17 protein-coding genes are annotated in these 19462 nt (G+C 62.3%); 3 read left to right on the top strand and 14 right to left on the bottom strand.

The features are described 5' to 3' along the window. Positions 1–211 precede the first annotated feature (211 nt). Positions 212–1357 carry an MFS transporter gene (locus FJQ89_RS15890; protein WP_141170875.1) on the top strand — a complete coding sequence of 382 codons (1146 nt, stop codon included), beginning with the start codon at positions 212–214 and terminating at the stop codon, positions 1355–1357. A gap of 4 nt (positions 1358–1361) precedes the next feature. Here the strand turns inward: FJQ89_RS15890 and FJQ89_RS15895 are convergent, their stop codons facing one another. The 5 genes from FJQ89_RS15895 to FJQ89_RS15915 form a co-directional block, all read right to left on the bottom strand. Next, entirely contained in the window at positions 1362–2162 is an 801-nt protein-coding gene (locus FJQ89_RS15895; protein WP_141170876.1) for a hypothetical protein, read from the bottom strand. Next, positions 2159–2716, bottom strand: coding sequence for a sigma-70 family RNA polymerase sigma factor (locus FJQ89_RS15900; protein ID WP_243136077.1), 558 nt, complete (start codon positions 2714–2716; stop codon positions 2159–2161). Before FJQ89_RS15900 ends, FJQ89_RS15895 begins: the two co-directional genes overlap by 4 nt. Before the next feature lie 49 nt (positions 2717–2765). Next, positions 2766–4670 (bottom strand): beta-propeller domain-containing protein, encoded by a 1905-nt coding sequence (locus FJQ89_RS15905; protein WP_141170877.1) that lies wholly within the window; start codon positions 4668–4670, stop codon positions 2766–2768. Between the two features lie 96 nt (positions 4671–4766). Continuing rightward, on the bottom strand, positions 4767–5390 hold the full coding sequence (locus tag FJQ89_RS15910) for a trimeric intracellular cation channel family protein (protein WP_099761968.1): 624 nt from the start codon (positions 5388–5390) through the stop codon (positions 4767–4769). Positions 5391–5394: 4 nt separating this feature from the next. Beyond that, positions 5395–7830, bottom strand: coding sequence for a penicillin-binding protein 1A (locus FJQ89_RS15915; protein ID WP_141170878.1), 2436 nt, complete (start codon positions 7828–7830; stop codon positions 5395–5397). Between the two features lie 149 nt (positions 7831–7979). Here FJQ89_RS15915 and FJQ89_RS15920 point away from each other — a divergent pair, with 149 nt between their 5' ends. Beyond that, positions 7980–8867, top strand: coding sequence for an HTH-type transcriptional regulator ArgP (locus FJQ89_RS15920; protein ID WP_141170879.1), 888 nt, complete (start codon positions 7980–7982; stop codon positions 8865–8867). Positions 8868–8881: 14 nt separating this feature from the next. Here FJQ89_RS15920 and FJQ89_RS15925 read toward each other — a convergent pair whose 3' ends face one another. From FJQ89_RS15925 to FJQ89_RS15940, 4 genes are read right to left on the bottom strand one after another with little or no spacing between them, the layout of a single operon-like run. Further along, positions 8882–9754 carry an ABC transporter permease gene (locus tag FJQ89_RS15925; RefSeq protein ID WP_141170880.1) on the bottom strand — a complete coding sequence of 291 codons (873 nt, stop codon included), beginning with the start codon at positions 9752–9754 and terminating at the stop codon, positions 8882–8884. Beyond that, positions 9751–10596: an ABC transporter ATP-binding protein gene (locus tag FJQ89_RS15930; protein WP_141170881.1), complete on the bottom strand. Its 846-nt coding sequence runs from the start codon at positions 10594–10596 to the stop codon at positions 9751–9753. The genes FJQ89_RS15925 and FJQ89_RS15930 overlap by 4 nt, the downstream gene beginning before the upstream one ends. A 1-nt stretch (position 10597) precedes the next feature. After that, positions 10598–11620: an ABC transporter substrate-binding protein gene (locus FJQ89_RS15935; RefSeq protein ID WP_141170882.1), complete on the bottom strand. Its 1023-nt coding sequence runs from the start codon at positions 11618–11620 to the stop codon at positions 10598–10600. A gap of 33 nt (positions 11621–11653) precedes the next feature. Beyond that, the gene (locus tag FJQ89_RS15940; RefSeq protein WP_141172841.1) at positions 11654–12538 is read right to left on the bottom strand and encodes a TauD/TfdA dioxygenase family protein; all 885 of its coding nucleotides are present in this window, start codon (positions 12536–12538) and stop codon (positions 11654–11656) included. Between the two features lie 212 nt (positions 12539–12750). On the opposite strand from FJQ89_RS15940, the gene FJQ89_RS15945 reads away from it, so the two are divergent. Beyond that, positions 12751–13236, top strand: coding sequence for a tetratricopeptide repeat protein (locus FJQ89_RS15945; RefSeq protein WP_141170883.1), 486 nt, complete (start codon positions 12751–12753; stop codon positions 13234–13236). Positions 13237–13257: 21 nt separating this feature from the next. Here FJQ89_RS15945 and can read toward each other — a convergent pair whose 3' ends face one another. The 5 genes from can to hemH all read right to left on the bottom strand — a co-directional run bounded on the left by can (position 13258) and on the right by hemH (position 19369). After that, positions 13258–13929: a carbonate dehydratase gene (gene can, locus FJQ89_RS15950; protein ID WP_141170884.1), complete on the bottom strand. Its 672-nt coding sequence runs from the start codon at positions 13927–13929 to the stop codon at positions 13258–13260. A 134-nt stretch (positions 13930–14063) separates the two neighbouring features. Continuing rightward, positions 14064–15197, bottom strand: a complete 1134-nt coding sequence (dnaJ, locus tag FJQ89_RS15955; protein WP_071075292.1) for a molecular chaperone DnaJ — start codon at positions 15195–15197, stop codon at positions 14064–14066. A 160-nt stretch (positions 15198–15357) separates the two neighbouring features. Beyond that, positions 15358–17301 (bottom strand): molecular chaperone DnaK, encoded by a 1944-nt coding sequence (gene dnaK, locus FJQ89_RS15960; protein ID WP_141170885.1) that lies wholly within the window; start codon positions 17299–17301, stop codon positions 15358–15360. Positions 17302–17392: 91 nt separating this feature from the next. Beyond that, positions 17393–17914 carry a nucleotide exchange factor GrpE gene (grpE, locus tag FJQ89_RS15965; RefSeq protein ID WP_071075290.1) on the bottom strand — a complete coding sequence of 174 codons (522 nt, stop codon included), beginning with the start codon at positions 17912–17914 and terminating at the stop codon, positions 17393–17395. Positions 17915–18259: 345 nt separating this feature from the next. Continuing rightward, positions 18260–19369, bottom strand: a complete 1110-nt coding sequence (gene hemH, locus FJQ89_RS15970) for a ferrochelatase (protein WP_141170886.1) — start codon at positions 19367–19369, stop codon at positions 18260–18262. Positions 19370–19462: the final 93 nt, after the last annotated feature.

Genomic DNA, 19462 nt, shown 5'->3' on the forward strand with positions numbered 1-19462 from the left:
AGAGCCGGTGGAGGCGACCACACTGATGGGCGTGGCCAGCGGCGGCACACATCGCCTACACTACGGCTTTGCAGTATTGCCTTTACTAAAATCATCATATGCCCGTCCGGCGCCAAACACCAGCGCCACCGGCAAAGTCCCCTTACTTTCCCATGCACCCATACCGCTTTCCAGCCTGCCGAAACTCCTTTTCCACCCTGCGGGGGCAATCATGAAGCACATGCCATGGCGTGACTTCTTTGCCCTCGTGGTCAGCATCGGCGTGGTCGGCCTGGGCCTGGGCGCGACCATGCCGCTCACCGCCTTGACCCTGCACCAGCGCGGCGTGGGCACGGACATCATCGGCATGATCACGGCCGTCAGCGCGCTCGGCATCCTGGCCGCCTCGCCATTCGTCTCGCGCTGGGTGGGACGCTTCGGCGCGCGCGCCACCATGCTGGGCGCCGTGTGGGTGGCGTCGCTGGCGACGATCGCCATGCAGTTCACCGACCACCTGCTGGCGTGGAGCGTGCTGCGTTTCCTGTTCGGCGGCGCCATGGGCGTGCTGTTTACCATCGGCGAGGCGTGGGTCAACCGCCTGGCGCCCGACAATTCGCGCGGACGCGTGGTGGCCATGTACACCACCAGTTTTACCTTCTTCCAGCTGATCGGCCCAGCCCTCGTGGCGCTGTTCAACGACAAGATCAGCTGGAGCTTCGCCGCCTGCGGCCTGCTGTTTTTACTGGCCGTGCCGGGCCTGATGCTGATCTCGAACAGCGGCCCGGAACGCAAACCGGAAGAACACGGCGTGAAGTGGACCTTGATCCTGCCGCGCATGCCGATGATCGTGCTGGGCGCCGCCTTCTTTGCCCTGTTCGACACGCTGGCATTGAGCCTGTTGCCGCTGTATGCGATGGAGCACGGCATCGGCACGGACCTGGCCCTGCTGTCGGCCACCGTGGTGCTGGTGGGCGACACGGGCCTGCAATTCGCGCTGGGATGGATGGCTGACCGCTTCGGCCGCGCCAAAGTCCACGCGGCCTGCGGCGTGGCCGTGTGCCTGCTGCTGCCGCTGCTGCCGTTCGCCGTCGGCACGCCGTGGCTGTGGTGGACCTTGCTGCTGTTGCTGGGCGCGGCGGCGGGCGGCATCTACATGCTGGCGCTGGTGGCCTGCGGCGAGCGCTTTACGGGACTGTCGCTGACCAGCGCCAGCGCCATCGTCAACGCTACCTGGGGCGTGACCAGCGGCGGCGGCCCCCTGCTGACGGGCGTGCTGATGCAATCGGTCGGCGTGAACGCCCTGCCGGCCGTGATGTGGGTGTGCTGCGCCATTTTCGTCGGCAGCGCAGCGTGGGAACGCAGGAAGGGGATCGTGTAACGCGCTACTTTTTTTCCAGCCGCTGTCGCAGCTCCTCGGCCACCGGATAGTCGGGATACGCCTGCCGGAACGCGGCCCACTCCTCCTGCGCCAGCGCCGTTTCGCCCGCTTTTAACAAGGCGTCGATCTTCACCAGCCACACGGAAGCGTCAAGCTTTGCCGGCGGTGGCAGCGGCGCCGACTTTACCGCGACGGGAGCGGGCATGGCCAGCGCGCGCTGCACCGGTGCCTGGCGCTGCAGGCTAAATTCGGCCTGCATGGCGGCTTGCCGCTCCATCGCCTCCCGCATTGCCGGGGGAGGTGGCGGGGCCGGTGGCGCAGGCGCGGGTACGGATGATGGCGCCGGCTCGGCTTGCGCCGGCGGCCTCGGTGCCGCCCTGGCCATGGCGCGCGGTGCTGGCGGTAGTGGCGCAAACTCAGTCGCAGGTGCAGTCGCCGGTGCAATGACCGGTGCGGCTGCCTGCATCACCTCCTGCGTGACCGGTTCCCCGACTACGGGAAATTGCGCCGGCTTCGAGCCGAACCAGTCGACGCCGATCAGGTTGACCGTCAGCAGCACGGCCGCCGCCAGTCCCAGCGGAATACGCCAGCGCTGCAGGTAGTCGGGCGCCTTCTTGACGGGCAAGGTACGCAGCACGCCATCGGCGCTGTCGTTCGCCGCTGCCGGCTGGTGCAAGGCTTTTTCCGCGTCGGCCAGAATGGCCGCATCAAGCGCGCTGGAAGGCGCGGGCTGCGGCAGGCTGGCCAGCAGCGCCTTCAATTCCTCGTCATTCGGTTCGTCGTGATCTTGATCGTGCGTATTCATGCCTGTCCTCCCCCGCTGTCCAAGCCCGCGCGCAACTTCTGCATGGCGTAGCGCAGCCGGCTCTTGACGGTTTCCGCTTCCGCCCCCGTCACCACGGCGATATCCTGGATGCTCATGCTGCTGAACTGCTGCAGCACCAGCGCTTCCTTTTGTTCCACCGGCAGCGCCGCGATGGCCGCATGCAGCAGCGCATGCTGCTGTTTCTGCTCCAGCGATTGCGGCGGCGATACACCCTCGTCGGCCGGCTCGCCTGCTTCCCCTTGTTCCTGCCCTTCCCGCTGGCGCAGGAGGTCGATCAGGCGGTTGCGCGCGATCTGGTACAGATAGGTGCGGAAAGCCGCCTGCGGCTGGTAGCCCGTGCGCGCCGCATGCAGGCTGGCCCACGCATCCTGCACGATCTCGTCGACCCACGCGCGGCGCGGCGCGCGCCATGCCACGAAGCGGTACAGACCCTGGCTATGGCGCCGGTACAATTCGCGAAACGACGGCAGGTCGCCGGCGCTGTAGCGCAGCATCAGTTCTTCATCCGTGGCAGTGAGTAATGTATCGGGCATGCGAAGCAGTGTAGCCGAACTGCGCGGCAGCGACAATTTCCCTACGCCTTCAGCGTACAGTGGACGCAATGGGCGCATAGCTGATGCGGCGTACTTCACGGATCTGTCCATCCCTGAGCGCCCCTTCCACCACTTCATAGCCGAGCAGGGCGAAGACCCGTCCCTGCAGGAACAGCGGGCGCGCATTGCCATACCAGTCCACGCAGGACGCGCGGCAGCCATCGTCCGGTGCTGGACCGGGACGCGCGGCCAGCGCACCGAGTTCCGTCAATGTCAAACCACTGTTGCGCAGGTACAGGACGGAGGCGGCCGGCCGGCTCGATCCTGGCCGCTCGTCCGCGCCCAGGATGGGCAGGCCGATCACGCCCTCGCTGGCCGTGTGCGGCTTGTAGAAAAAGCCGTGGCTGCGCGACTCGCCCTGCGCCGCATCGGCGCGGATGTAGCGCGTGGCAATCGCCGCCTGCGCCCCCAGGCGGATGCTGCTGAAGTGCAGATCCTTGCCCTGCGCACCGATCACCACGGCATCATTACCCAGCGCTTCGATGCGCTCCACGCCGTGCGGCAGGGACAAGGCTTGCACGCTGGCCGCATCGGCCCAGCGCACGGCATACAGGGGCTGGCGCGGCCAGGCCTGATCCGCCTTGCGGCGTCCGGGATTGCCCGGATTGCCGTACAACAGATACGGCCCTACATAGCGGTTCTGCAGAGCGTAGCCGCCGCCACCGGGCAGCGGCTGGTAGCTGCTGGCGGGCGCGCTGTCGCGGCCATCGGAAAACGACGTCAATGGCACGCGCAGCAGGGCCATGTCGCCGCGCCCGCGCGCGCCATCCCACATCGCGTCGCCCTGGCCTTCGGCGCGCAGCAGCACGTTCAGGTGGCCGTCATCGCTTTCCAGGAACGAGAACTGGTCGACGGGCGCGCCCGCCACCTTCAATGCGCTGGGCGCCGTGCCATCGAGGGGAATGCGGAACACGCCCGAGTCGCTGCCGCGCCGTGTGGTCCACACGAAAACGGATTCGCCCGACACATAAAACACGCGGCCCTGCGGCCCCATCACGGCGGTCGCTTCGCAGCGCATGTCGCGCTGCGCCAGGTCGCACACGGTGACCGTGTGCAGGGTCAGACCAAAACCCGGTTCGGGCTCTTCATCGGTGCGGTAAATGCGCGTGGCCGGCGCGATGCGCTTGAAATCGGACGGCACGGCGTCGGGGCGCCAGCGGCGCAGCGCGGGAAAGCCGCCAAACGGATCGCCGCGGCGCAAGTTCAGCGACAAGGGCGAATAGAACACCAGTTTGCTGCCGATCAGGCGGCTGGCGTAATTGCGCGAGGAGTAATAATCGTTGGAGCGCAAATGATACGTGGCGCGGTAGGCCAGCTTGCCGTTCGCATCGATGTCGAACAGGCCGATTTCCGTGCCACCACGGCTGTAACTGTAGCCGATCACCACCAGCGTATCGCCGTCGAGCAGCATCTCGTCATACCAGCTGCCCGATGGGTCGCTGCCCGGCGCGTACGCATCGAGCGAGGACACCGGCTGCAAGGCATTGCCCCCCACCTGCACGGTGAACAGCTTGCCGCGCCGCAGCATCACCAGGTGCTTGCCATGCACTTTGACGATGCCGCCTTCGTCCACGCCCGCCGTCTGCACATTGGTGACCGATTCCGCAGCTTCTGCTGATGGTGCGGGGGCAGCCTTGGCCACCATCGGCGCGGGAGGGGCCGGCGCCGCCGCCACGTACTGCGCTGAATATGCATACTGCGCCGTGGCGCGCTGCAGTTTCTGCTGCTCCTTCTGCAGTGCCGCCTGGCGCGCCTGCAACTGCTTCAGGTAGCTGCTCAAGGCTTGCTCGCTGGCGAACGGGGCCAGGGTTTTCCTTGGGGCCGTGTCGGCGGCATGGCTGCCTGCCGACAGCAACAGGGACAGTATCAATGTGATCTTGAGGGCGCTGGACATCGCTTCTTCTCCGGTTGGCTGGGGTGTCAAGCATGAAACGCAGCGGCAGGGAAAAAGGGGTTAAATACGCGTGAAAATAATGACGACGTTGCTGCCCTATTCAAAACCGCGTATGCGGTCGCCGTTGAAATTCGGCAGGCGCCACTCGAAATGCAGGGCCAGGAAGCGGAACAGGAAACCGGCGCCGATGGATGCCAGCTGCGCCACCGCGCTGTCGACCTTGAAGTGCAGCAGGCCGACATACAGGGCGCCCGTGAAAAGGGCCACGGTGGCATACACTTCGCGCTGCAGCACCAGCGGAATCTGGTTGCACAGGATATCGCGCAGCAGACCGCCGAAGACGCCCGTGATCATCCCCGCCAGCACCACGATGGCCGGATGCATCTTGGCCGACATGGCGATGTCGCAGCCGATCACGCAAAACGCCACCAGGCCCAGTCCGTCGACCAGCAGGAAAATGGCGCGCAGATGGTGCAGGTAGCGCGCGACAAAGGCCGTGACCACAGCCGCGCCGATGGTAAACAGCAGGTATTCAGGATGCGCGATCCAGCCCAGCGGATAGTGCCCCAGCAGTACGTCGCGCACGGTGCCGCCACCGAGCGCCGTGACGGTGCCGATCATGCAGATGCCGAACAAATCCATGCCGCGCCGCATGCCCATGATGGCGCCGGACATCGCTTCGGCGACAATCGCCACCAGGTAAATCGTATATAACAGCATGCTCTTACTCTTCCGAAAATGATTTGAGAATTTGTTCGCGTTCGCGCGCTTCGCTCAGGGCGCGCGCTTCATTCGTACCCGTGCTGGAGCCGCCATTGCCAGCGCCAGCGTCACCGTGCGCCATGCGCGTGTCCGCACCACCGCTGCCGCAGCCGACACTGCTGTGGATAAAGGCAAAGTTATCCTTCAGGCAGTCGCCGGCCAGGTATTCGGCATACACGTAATCGCCATCGAGCAGGGCCAGGCCTGGCGGCTCGGCCAGCACCTGTTCGCGCCGGCCTTGTACGGCCACCTGCATGTAGTCGCGCCAGACGGGCAGCGCCAACGTCCCCCCTGTGGCATTGCCCAGGCTTTTCGGCTGGTCGTAGCCGAGCCAGACGACGGACACCAGGCCCGAGGAGTAGCCGGCGAACCAGGCGTCATAGGCATTATTCGACGTGCCCGTCTTGCCGGCCGCGTCGCCGCGCCCCAGCGCCAGCGCGCCGCGTCCCGTGCCGCTCTTGACGACGTCGCGCAGCATGCTGTCCATGACGTAGGCATTGCGCGTGGAGATGACTTGCGTACCGGCTGCAGGCGCGCCCTTGGCGCGTGGCGCCGCATCGCTGAACAGCACTTCGCCGCTGCGGCTGCGCACTTCCTTGATCAGTTTCGGCGGCATCTGCATGCCGCCGTTGGCGAACACCGCATACGATTGCGCCAGCTGCAGCGGCGTGACGGCGCCCGCGCCCAGCGCCAGCGGCAGCGAGACGGGATTGCGCGCGCCCTCGAAGCCGAAGCGCGTGGCGTAGTGCTGCACGTAGCCGGGACCGGCCGCCTGCATCAGGCTCACGGCCACCAGGTTTTTCGAGCGCACGAGGCCGCGCCGCACGCTGATGAAACCTTCATAGTTGTTGCCGTAATTGCGCGGACGCCACTGCCGCGCGCCCGTTTCCTGCGGCAGCAGCAAACGCTGCGTATCGTCCACGGCCGTACCGGGAAAATATCCCTTTTCCAGCGCCGCCGAATATACGAAGGGCTTGAAGCTGGAGCCGGGCTGGCGGTAGGCCTGCATGGCGTGGTTGTAGTGATTGCGGTAAAAATCAAAGCCGCCCGCCATGGCGACGATTTCGCCGCTGTGCGCCTCGACGGAAATGAGCGCGCCTTCCATCTCGGGCAGCTGGCTCACCAGCCAGCGTTTTTTCGCCGCGTCGTGCACCACGCGGATCACGCTGCCCGCGACGATGGCGCGCTTGCCATCCCACTGCAGCTTGCCACCCAGGCGCGCATCCGAGGCGGTGAGCACGATCTCGTCGCCATTGCGCAGCTGCGCCGTCAACTGGCGCTTGCCGGCAGTATCTACCTTGCGCACCAGCGCGGCGCGCAATTCTCCGCTATCCGGATAGGCGGCCAGCTGGCGCGCCACGCTGTCTGCGGAAGGGGCCAGGCGCGCTTCCGGGCCACGGTAGCCGCGCCGCGCCTGCGCGTTTAACAGCCCATCGCGCAGCGACTTGTCGGCTGCGATTTGCGGCGCCATGCGGATGGTGGTCGTCACGTCCAGGCCCATGCTGTAGGCGCCTTCGGGATAGCTTTGCAAGATCAATTGACGCGCTTCCTCGACCGCATACGCGGCCGCGTGCACGGAGCTGTTGCGGTCCTTGTTCAGGGCCAGTTTTTCCGCTACGGCGGTGTCATATTCGGCTGGCGTGATGTAGCCGAGTTCGCGCATGCGCTGCAGGATGTAGTGCTGGCGCACGGTGGCGCGCTGCGGATTGGCGACGGGGTTATAGGCCGACGGCGCTTTCGGCAAGCCGGCCAGCATGGCCGCTTCGGCGATGCTCACTTGCGCCAGCGGCTTGTCGAAATAGATGTTCGAGGCGGCGGAAAAGCCGTAGGAGCGCTCGCCCAGGTAAATCTGGTTCATGTACAGCTCCAGCAGCTTGTCCTTGCCGTAGTGCTGTTCCAGCTTGTAGGCGAGCAGCATCTCCGTCAGCTTGCGCTGTATGGTCTTGTCGCGCGACAGGAAAAAGTCGCGCGCCACCTGCATGGTGATGGTGCTGGCGCCCTGTACGTGGTGGCCGGTGACGATGTTGGCCAGGGTGGCGCGCGTCAAGCCATAAAAGTCGACGGCGCCGTGTTCATAAAAGCGCGCATCCTCGATGGCCAGCAAGGCCTGGCGCATGCGCAGCGGGATCTCCTTCAGCGGCAGGAATTCGCGGCGCTCTTCGCCGTATTCGGCCAGCAGCTCGCCTTCGCTGGAGAAAATGCGCAGCGGCAGCGCGGGCTTGTACTGGGCCAGGTGCTCGACGGCCGGCAAGTCCTGCCATGCCTGGCGCAGCCACCAGCCGCCCGCCAGCGCGGCGGCCATGCCCAGGCCCAGGGTCAGTCCCAGGCCGAATTTCAGATTGCGCGCCAGCTTCGACTGGGGCTTGCGGGTGCTGCTGCCGTTCGCTTGTGCTTCCATGGTGGTATTCCCTTGCTGCCAGGAGGCCGCGCTGCATACGCGTACGCGGCACTCCATCAAAGACGCATTGTGCACTGCAACACACCTATCCTTATCAAAAGTAAGTATTATTTAGTATTGATAAATTTTTCTTATGTTAGGCGCGCACCATGGATCTGAATCCCAAGCACACGGAAGCGTTCCGCGCCGTCGTCGAAACGGGCAGCTTCGAGCAGGCGGCGCTGCGGCTGCACCTGACGTCGCCGGCCATTTCGCAGCGCGTGCGGGCGCTGGAAAGCCAGCTGGGCAATGCCTTGATCGTGCGCAGCCGTCCCGCGCGCGCCACGCGCATGGGCCAGCGCCTGATGCAGTACCTGAAGCGCGCCAAGCTGCTGGAAGCGGACTTGCAGGCGGAAATGGCGGTGCAGCAGGACGCCCCGCTGACCCTGGTGCTGGCGCTGAACGCCGATTCGATGGGTACCTGGTTCTTCCCGGCCCTGTCGGAAGTGCTGATACGCGAGCGCGTGCTGCTGGACCTGACCGTGGAAGACCAGGACCATACCTACACCTTGCTGGAAACGGGCATGGCCATCGGCTGCATCAGCACGGAAGCCAAGCCCATGCGCGGCTGCACGGCCGAGCCGCTGGGCGTGATGCGCTACTGGCTGGTGGCCACGCCCGCGTTCCGCCAGCAGTGGTTTGCGCACGGCCTGACGCGCAAGGCGGCGCGCACGGCGCCCGTGGTCGCCTACACGCGCAAGGACACCTTGCAATCGTCGTTCCTGCAAGAGGCGCTGGGCCTGCCCGAGGGCGCTTACCCCTGCCATTACGTACCGGGCGCCACCTCGCACTTCAACGCCATCCGCTACGGCCTCGGCTACGGCATGGTGCCGGAGTTGCTGCTCAAGGCGAACACGGATGGCGAGCTGGTGGAAATGCTCACGCCCAAGACCCCGGCCGACGTGGCCCTGTACTGGCACACGTGGAAGGTGCAGTCGCCGCGCATGGAGCAGCTGTCGCGGCAAATCATCGCGGCGGCGCGCAGCATGCTGAAATGATTATTGTGAGATAACTACCGCTGCATGCCCCAGCGCTTCAAGGTGACGCGTTCCAGGCTGCGAAAGCCAAGGTTTTCCACGCTTAAACCGATGACGATGACGGCCGCCAGGCCGGCGAACACCTTGTCCGTGTACAGCTCATTGCGGTTTTGGAAAATGTACCAGCCCAGGCCGCCCTGTCCCGAGGTGGTGCCGAATACCAGCTCGGCGGCGATCAGGGTACGCCAGGCAAACGCCCAGCCGATTTTCAAGCCCGAGACGATGGAGGGCAAGGCGCCCGGCACGAGGATGTGCAGCACCAGGCGCAAGCCGTTCAGCCCGTAATTGCGGCCCGCCATGCGCAGGGTTTCCGGCACGCCCTGGAAGCCCGCATAGGTGTTCAGGGCCAGCGGCCACATCACGGAATGGACGATGACAAAGATCAAACTGGCGCGGCCCAGGCCGAACCACAGCAGGGCCAGCGGCAGCAGGGCAATCGCCGGCAAGGGATTCAACATGGCCGTCAGGGTTTCCAGCAGGTCGCGTCCGAGGCGGCTGGACACGGCCAGCAGGGTCAGCACGAAGGCGGCCAGCACGCCCACCGCATAGCCTTGCAGCAAGACGACCAGGGAGGCGGCCGTGCGCGTCAGCAATTCACCACTGGCGATGCCGCCGATAAACGCCTGCGCCGTCTGCAGAAAACTGGGCAACAATAAATCGTTCTGCGTCCAGCGCGCCGCGCCCTCCCACAGCAGGGCCAGGCTGAGCAAAATCAAGGCCTTGCGCCACAACGCGTGCTGGCTCCAGCGCTGCCAGCGCGACAGTGGCTGCTCGACGGTGACGCCGGCCGGCGGCGGTGCCGCATACACGACTTCCTGGCGGATGGGCGGCTCCAGCAACACGTTCATACGGCCTCCCGCTGCGTGCTCGCTGCCTGCGGGGCAGCAGTCGTTTCTTCATCGAACAGCAAGCCGTGGATGCGGCTGCTGGCAGCCTGGAATTCCGCGCTGCCCGCGCTGTGCAAGCCAAATTGATGGCTATTGAGTTCGGCGCGCACGCGGCCCGGATGGGGCGACAGCAGCAGGATGCGGTTGCCCACGACCAAGGCTTCCTCGATCGAATGCGTGACGAAGACGAGGGTAAAACGCAACTCTTCCCACAAACGGCTCAGCTCTTCCTGCATCTTGCGCCGTGTCAAGGCATCGAGCGCGGCAAACGGCTCGTCCATCAGCAGCACTTCCGGCTGCATGGCCAGCGCGCGCGCGATAGCCACGCGCTGCTTCATGCCGCCCGACAAGGTATGCGGATGGGCATCTTCAAAGCCGGCCAGGCCCACCTTGGCGATCCAGTGATGGGCGCGCTCGCGCGCCGCCTGCTTGTCGAGACGCTTGCTGGCCAGCAAGGGGAACATGACGTTTTCCAGCACCGTCTTCCACGGTGGCAACTGGTCGAATTCCTGGAACACGACCACCCGGTCCGGTCCCGGTTGATGAATCGGCTGGCCATGCATGGCGATGCTGCCCGCGCGCGGCGCAATGAAGCCGGCCACGGCTTTCAGCAATGACGACTTGCCGCAGCCGGACGGTCCCAGCAGCACGAAACGGTCGCCGCGGAACACGTCGAAACTGACATCATGCGTGGCGCGTACGGTGCGCTGCTCCGTGCGGTATTCCAGGCTGACATGTTTGACGCTGAGCAATGGCGCCACTGTGACCGCAGGACGTACCAGGTGAAAAGCGGGTGCGTTCATCTCAGCCTCCTTGCGTGATGGCCGGGTCGTCAAAGAAATAATCGCGCCAGCTGTCGGGCAGGTTGCGGATGGCATTCACGCGGTGCAGGAATTGCGCCAGGCCATAGGTGTTTTGCGGCGCGATCTTGAATTGCACTTGCGGATTGGCAAAGATTTTCAAGAGCAGATTGCGGTCCACCTTGCTTTTGTTCACCTTGATATAGATGTCGGCCGCGCCTTGCGGGTTGCTGCTCGCATACTGCGCCGCTTCCGCCAGGGCGGCGATGAAGGCGCGGTACGTCTTGGGATTGTCCTTGCGGTATTTTTCTGTTGCATACAGCAGGGTCGACGAGCTGGGCCCGCCTTGCACATCGTAGGAATTGAGGAGGATGTGGGCGTTCGGGTTTTGCGCCAGTTCCTGCTCCTGGAACGGTGAATTGCCGAAGTGACCAGTCAACTCCGTGCCGCCGGCGATGATGGCCGCGGCCGCATCCGGGTGCGGCAGGGTTTGCGTGATTTTATCGAGTCGGGCAAATTCCTTGTCGCCCCACTGTTTTGCCACGGCCATCTGCAAGATGCGCGCCTGCACCGAGACGGACACGGCAGGCAAGGCGATGCGGTCCTTGTCCGTCAAGTCCGCCAGGGTTTTCACCTTCGGATTATTGCTGATCAAATAGTAGGGGAAATTGCCGAGCGAAGCCACGCCGCGCACATTCTGCCTTCCCCTGGTGCGGTCCCAGATGGTCAGCAGCGGCCCCAGGCCGGCCCCCGCGATATCGATATTGCCCGACAACAAGGCGTCGTTGATGGCGGGGCCGCCAGACAGGGTGATCCACTCGACCTTCACGTCGACGCCCTGCTGCTTGGCATGCTTTTCGATCAGCTTTTGTTCCTGCGCAATATTGAGCAGCAAGAAGGTAATGCCATGCTGGCCCGCGATGCGGATCTGGCCTTCGGCCCGGGCCATGGGCATGGCCATGCCTGTCAAACACAGCATGGCGATGGTGGCGAGCAGGCGGCGGGAAAAGGTGAAGATCGGCAACATGGACACTCCTTGGGTCAGGCTTACAGGAAAAAATCAGTACGGCGCATCGCCTTCGATGGTGGTTCGGTAGAGTTTGCGGCGCTGCTCGGGCGGACACCCCGTCGCCAGGTGCATCAGGGAGCGGTTGTCCCAGAACACCAGGTCGTACGGCTGCCAGCGGTGCACATACAGATGCTCGGGGCGCACGCTATGGGCAAACAGTTCATCGAGCAGGGCGCGGCTTTCATCCTCGGGCAGGCCGATGATGCGCGTGGTGAAGTGTTCGCTGACAAACAGGGCGCGGCGCCCCGTTTCCGGATGCACGCGCACTACGGGGTGGGTCACGGGTGTGACTTCATCGATCTGCGCCTGCGTCAGTGCGGGACGCCAGGGATTGCGGCGGCGCAATTCCTCATACTGGCTCAGGTAACTGTGTTCGGCACGGGCGCCGCGCACGGCGTGGCGCAGCGCGGCCGGCAAGCTTTCCCAGGCCAGGTGCATGTTGGCAAACACGGTATCGCCGCCCTCGTCCGGCAACTCTTGCGCGTGCAGCATGGAGCCGAGGCTGGGTACTTCCATGTACGACAAATCGGAATGCCAGAAATGGCCCGCGTCGCCCAGGCCGATGGGCTGGCCATCCTCGACGATGTTCGAGATGATCAGCACTTCCGGCTGCGTGGGCAGCTGGAACTGGCGCAGCACGTGAATTTGCAACGGGCCGAAGCGGCGGCTGAAATCGACCTGCTGCTGCGGCGTGATGTGCTGCTCGCGGAACACCAGCACGTGATGGTCGAGATGGGCGTGGTGCAGGCGCTGGAAGTCGCCCAGCGACAACGGCTGCGCCAGGTCCAGTCCCAGCACTTGCGCGCCGAGCGGCGCATCGAACGTTTCGATACGGAAATGACTAGCGGAATGCGCGGGTTTCAGGACGGCCGACATGATGGCTTCATCAGTGAACAAGGGAAGTCCACTGTATGCCTGCTCGTCCATCCTGCAAACGAAGCATTTCTGCTATGGATATGCGCGGCGCGTTGCGCCAGGCTGCAACAGTGGCTGTCACGCAATGGCACAGCAGTATCGGCCGTGCCCGGGAGGGGTGCTAGCACGCAATTTGCTTGACTACCAATTTTCAACGCCTACACAGGAACGCCATGCCCATTCTCGCCCTCTTGTTCGCCTTGCTGTTCCCCATTCCCACCCATGCGCAGGATAGCCAGGGTGAAAGTGATCTCAGCTACAAAGCCTATGTGCACAGCGACAAGCGCATCAAGTGCTTGTACGGCTATGCGGCCGACAAGACGGGCGACCATGCGGCCGCCGTCGCCATCTTTGAAGATTGCATCCGGCGCTGGAACGATGTGTATTCGATGATTTGGCTGGCCCAGCTGTATGAAACGGGCATCGGCGTGACCAAGGACCTGGAGCAGGCGACGGCGCTGATGCGGCGTGGTGCCCATACGAACGATGACGCCGCCTATGCGCGGCTGGCGCGCTATCACTATGGCGTGGCACTGGCCGAAGGCCGGGGTACGCCGCAGGATATTGCCCAGGCCAAGACCTGGCTGCGCCGGGCGGCGCAAGAAGGCGTGCCGGAGGCGGCCGATTATCTGGGCCGCCTGGAGGGCGCGGCACCTTAGCGCCGCGCCAGCATTGCTTGCTTACGCCGTTGCTTCGTAGCGGGCCAGGCGGGTCGCCATGCGCGGCGCCAGCTCGTGGCCGGCCGTCACCGTCACTTCCAGATCGTTCAGCAAGCCATCCTTCAAGCCATAGACCCAGCCATGGACGCTGAGTTCCTGGCCCCGTTCCCACGCATCTTGCACGATGGTGGTCTGGCATACATTCAAAACCTGCTCCACCACGTTCAGTTCGCACAGGCGATCGCCGCGCTGGCGGCTCGTCAGCACGTCGCCCAGATAGCGTTCGTGCTTCTGGCCCACGTCCTGCACGTGACGCAACCAGTTGTCGACCAGGCCGATGCGCGTGCCCGTCATGGCCGCATGCACACCCTTGCAGCCGTAATGGCCGACGATGATGACATGTTTGACTTTCAGCACGTCCACGGCAAATTGCAGGACGGACAGGCAGTTCAGGTCGGAATGCACGACCACGTTGGCAATGTTTCGGTGCACAAACACGTCGCCAGGCGCCATGCCCAGCAGTTCGTTGGCGGGCACGCGGCTGTCGGAGCAGCCGATCCACAGGTATTCGGGCGACGTTTGCGCTTCCAGGTTCTTGAAGAAGTTCGGGTCGTTCGCCACCATCGAGTCGGCCCAGCGGCGGTTACGCTGCAGCAGTTCCGCCAGGGCCATGCCATTTTTCGGTTCGGTCATATCGCTCCCATTGTGTAAGTACGACTGAAGGCTGCAGATCGCGCCCATAGGCCGGCGATGTGCGCACATTGCTCAGTCGTAGTGAAAAAAACGCCGGGATGTGTGAGCATCCCGGCGCATGGTATTACGTGTGCTTACTCAAAGAAGTCCTTGACCTTGTCTTTCCAGGTCTTGCTTTGCGGACTGTGCTTGGCACCGCCCTCGGTGGTCGACTTTTCAAAGTCGCGCAGCAGGTCTTTCTGTTTTTCCGTCAGTTTCACCGGTGTTTCGATGGCCACGTGGCAGAACAGGTCGCCCGCGTAACCGGAGCGCACGCCCTTGATGCCCTTGCCTTTCAGGCGGAAGGTCTTGCCCGACTGGGTGCCCTCAGGAATCGTGAACGACACTTTACCGTTCAGGGTAGGCACTTCGATTTCGCCGCCCAGGGCCGCCTTGGTGAACGAGATCGGCATTTCGCAATGCAGGTCGTCGCCTTCGCGCTGGAACACGGCGTGCGGCTTGATGTGGATTTCCACATACAGGTCGCCCGACGGACCGCCATTCGTGCCCGGTTCGCCGTTGCCGGACGAACGGATACGCATGCCGTTGTCGATACCGACTGGAATTTTGACTTCCAGGGTCTTGTTGCGCTTGATGCGACCGGCGCCGCCGCATGGCGTGCAGGGGTCGGTGATGACCTTGCCGCTGCCATGGCATTTCGGGCAGGTTTGCTGGATGCTGAAGAAACCTTGCTGCATGCGCACCTGGCCGTGGCCACCGCAAGTACCGCAGGTGGTTGGCGACGTGCCCGGCTTGGCGCCGCTGCCGTGGCAGGTGTCGCACTTGTCCCAGCTCGGCACGCGGATGGTCGTGTCGAAGCCGTGCGCAGCTTGCTCCAGTGTAATTTCCAGGTTGTAGCGCAAGTCGGCGCCACGGTACACCTGTGGACCGGCATTGCGGCTGCGTCCACCGCCACCGCCAAAGATGTCGCCGAAGATATCGCCGAAGCTGTCGGCAAAGCCGCCAGCACCGCCACCGAAGCCGCCACCGCCGCCCATGTTCGGGTCCACGCCGGCGTGACCATAACGGTCATACGCTTCGCGCTTTTCCGGATTGGTCAGCATTTCGTAGGCTTCTTTGACTTCCTTAAACTTTTCTTCCGATTCCTTGCTATCCGGATTGCGGTCCGGATGGTATTTCATCGCCAGTTTACGGTAAGACTTTTTGATCTCTTCTTCCGAAGCATTTTTTGCGACACCGAGTGTCTCGTAAAAATCACGCTTTGCCATGTTGTCGGCACCTTGCAGTCTATCTACTGATGTAAAAATTACACGAAAAAGCCGAGTCGAGTGCTGCACTGGGCAACGACTCGGCTCGGCCGGTCTTCGCGGCTAATCCCGCGATGTAGCGTTCAGCCCGGCTGCCCCCAGTGCATGGGAGCGCAAGACATTACTTGCTGTCTTTGACTTCTTTGAAGTCAGCGTCAACAACGTCGTCTTGCTTGGCGCCTGCGTCCGATGCGCCAGCAGCTTGCTGTGCACCTTCCGCGCCGCCGGCAGCTTGCTGCGCTTGCATGTCGGCATACATTTTTTCGCCCAGTTTCTGCGATGCGCTCGACAGTGCAGCCACCTTGGCGTCGATCTCAGCCTTGTCACCCGCCTTGATGCTTGCTTCCAGGTCGGTGATCGCCGCTTCGATCTTCTCTTTCTCGCCCGCATCGAGCTTGTCGCCGTATTCGGTCAAGGATTTCCGGGTCGAGTGTACCAGAGCATCGGCCTGGTTGCGCGACTCGGCCAATTCTTTGACCTTCTTGTCTTCTTCAGCGTTCAACTCGGCGTCTTTCACCATCTTCTGGATTTCAGCCTCGGTCAAGCCGGAATTGGCCTTGATCGTGATCTTGTTTTCCTTGCCGGTGGCCTTGTCTTTCGCGCCGACATGCAAGATGCCGTTGGCGTCGATGTCGAAGGTCACTTCGATCTGCGGCGTACCGCGCGCCGATGGTGGAATGCCTTCCAGATTGAATTCACCCAGGCCTTTGTTGCCGGCGGCGATTTCGCGCTCACCCTGGAAGACCTTGATGGTCACCGCAGGCTGATTGTCGTCGGCCGTCGAGAATACCTGGCTGAACTTGGTCGGAATCGTCGTGTTTTTGTGGATCATCTTCGTCATCACGCCGCCCAGGGTTTCGATACCCAGGGACAGAGGGGTGACGTCCAGCAACAGCAAATCTTTGCGTTCGCCCGACAGGACCGAACCTTGAATCGCTGCGCCCACGGCCACGGCTTCGTCCGGATTCACGTCTTTGCGTGGATCTTTGCCGAAGAATTCCTTCACTTTTTCCTGTACCTTCGGCATACGCGTCATGCCGCCGACCAGGATGATGTCATCGATGTCCGACACTTTCACGCCAGCATCTTTGATAGCGATGCGGCATGGTTCCATCGTCGCGATGATCAGTTCTTCCACCAGCGACTCCAGCTTGGCGCGGGTCATCTTCAGGTTCAGGTGGACCGGCGCGCCATTGGCCATGGCGATGTACGGCTCGTTGATCTCGGTTTGCTGCGACGACGACAATTCGATCTTCGCGCGCTCGGCCGAAGCCTTGATGCGCTGCAGAGCGATCGGATCTTTTTTCAGATCGATGCCGTTGATCTTCTTGAACTCATCGATGATGTAATCGATGATGCGCTGGTCGAAGTCTTCGCCGCCCAGGAAGGTGTCGCCGTTGGTCGACAGCACTTCAAATTGTTTCTCGCCATCAACATCTGCGATTTCGATGATGGACACGTCGAACGTGCCGCCACCCAAGTCATACACTGCGATTTTACGGTCGCCTTTTTCGGTCTTGTCCAGGCCGAACGCCAGCGCTGCCGCGGTTGGCTCGTTGATGATGCGCTTGACGTCCAGACCAGCGATACGGCCGGCATCCTTGGTGGCTTGACGCTGCGAGTCGTTGAAGTACGCAGGTACGGTGATGACCGCTTCGGTGACTTCTTCACCGAGGTAGTCTTCTGCCGTTTTCTTCATCTTGCGCAGCACTTCAGCGGAAATTTGTGGCGGCGCCAGTTTTTTGTCGCGTACGCCGATCCATGCATCGCCGTTGTCGGCTTTCATGATTTGGTACGGCATCAGCGCGATGTCTTTTTGCACTTCTTTTTCGTCGAACTTGCGACCGATCAGACGCTTGACTGCGTACAGCGTGTTTTTCGGATTGGTCACGGCCTGGCGTTTCGCCGGCGCGCCGACGAGAATTTCGCCATCTTCTTGATAAGCAATAATCGACGGCGTCGTGCGTGCGCCTTCAGCGTTTTCGATTACCTTTGGTTGACCGTTTTCCATGATGGAAACGCAGGAATTCGTGGTTCCCAGATCGATACCGATAATTCTACCCATGATTTTTTTCCTTTTATTTGCTAGATTTCAGATGGTTCTTATATGTGGCAAAGCGGCATGGTTTCAAGGCTTGCTTGATGCCGCCCTCTGATTATTTTGCTTGCGCGGTCGTTACAATGGCTGGACGCAGCAGGCGGTCCGCAATCATATAGCCCTTTTGCAGGACGGATACGATGGTATTGGCTTCCTGCTCCGCTGGCACCACGGCAACAGCCTGGTGTTTCATCGGATCGAGCTTTTCACCCTGCACCGGCAACACTTCCACCAGGCGGTTGCGCTCGAACGCGGCGTTCAGTTGCTTCAGGGTCATCTCGACGCCTTCTTTCAGCGATTCGATGGTCGGTGCTTCCACCGTCAGCGCCGTTTCCAGGCTGTCTTTCACCGGCACCATGGCTTCGGCAAAGCTTTCCACTGCGAATTTATGCGCTTTAGCAACATCTTCCTGCGCACGGCGGCGAATATTTTCGCCATCGGCCTTGGCGCGCATGAAGGCATCATGCATCTCTGCAAGACGCGCTTCGGTACTCGCCAACTGTTCTTCCAAAGTAGGCTCTGCGGGAGCCGCGGCGTCCGCTTGCGGATTAGGTACAGCTTGGTTTTCCTGATCTTGCATCTAGAAAGCTCCTACAATCAATGACTTAAATGAGTTAGTCTAACTATCTTTACAACACTAACGGGCAGATGGGGCTATATCCTATTGTTTCAAGGGGTATGCATGGCAAAACCAGATTTACATCGATCCATGTTACAGCTATTTACAAAACGCTACCCATTTCGGCCAGCGATCCGTGCGCGCCCCCTTGATTTTCCAGGCTTCCCACGGTAAAGCGGGCATTCTACCAGCCGCGCCGCCGCCGTCGCCACTGGCGACGTTACTATCTGGATGGTACTTTTGTCGCGCCAGACATGACAAAGCCGCGCAAGCGCGGCCCCTGATTGTCACAAAAATTAATATTCCTTAATTCGCCGCGCCCAGCGCCAGCGCCGCCTCGCGCGCCTGCTCGCCCGCTTTCCTGTCCACCTCGCGCTGCGGCGCCGTCTTCATCGTCGGCCAGCCGATCATGTGTTGTTCGGCAATTTCCGCCATGCCCGCGATCCAGGCTGGTGTTTCGTTCAAGCAAGCAATGTAATGAAACTGCTGACCGCCGGCCGTTTCAAAATCATGTTTGGCTTCCATGGCAATCTCTTCCAGCGTTTCCAGGCAATCGCTGGTAAAGCCCGGACACAGCAGGTCGATACGCTTGACGCCCTGTTGCGCCAGCGCCACCAGGGTAGGGGCCGTGTACGGCTGCAGCCATTCGGCCTTGCCGAAGCGCGACTGGAAAGTCACCACGTATTGCTCTTTACTTAACTTTAACTTTTCCGCCAGCAAGCGCGCCGTTTTCAGGCATTGGCAGTGGTAGGGGTCGCCCAGCAGCAAGGTGCGCTTGGGCACACCATGAAAACTCATCACCAGTTTTTCCGGACGGCCATGCGCTTCCCAGTGGTTCAGTACGGAATCGCGCAGGGCGTCGATATACGTGTCGTGCTCGTGATATTGCTTGATAAAACGCAACTCCGGCACATTGCGCACCGTGGCGTAATGGGCAAACACGGCGTCGTAGATGGAACCTGTCGTCGTGCCCGAGTATTGCGGATAGGCTGGCAAGATGGCGATGCGCTCGCAGCCTTCGCTTTTCAGCCTGGCCAGTACTTCGGGCAGGGAAGGCGAGCCGTAACGCATGGCCATGGCCACCGTCACGCCGTCATGCCCCCGCTCGGCCAGCGCGCCGGCCAGCAATTTCGCCTGCTTTTGCGTATGCACTTTCAGGGGCGAACCCTCGCGCGTCCAGATCGATGCATATTTCTTGGCCGACTGGCCAGAGCGGAATGGCAAGATGATCAGGTTCAAAATGAACCACCAGACCAGGCGGGGAATCTCCACCACGCGCGGGTCAGACAAAAATTGCTTCAGGTAGCGCCGCACGGCCGACGAGGTCGGCGCATCGGGCGTGCCCAGGTTGACCAGCACCACGGCGCTGCGGTCGATGCTGCCATGCGTGTACGACGGTTCTGTTTGAAATGACATGAAAGCTCTTCGAAGACGTTGGATGGATTAGCCGACCATTATAGTTACATTGCATCAACATCGGGAAAGATGGATGTTGATGCAATTCACCCA

The organism is Janthinobacterium tructae (assembly GCF_006517255.1).
GTDB lineage: Bacteria > Pseudomonadota > Gammaproteobacteria > Burkholderiales > Burkholderiaceae_D > Janthinobacterium > Janthinobacterium tructae.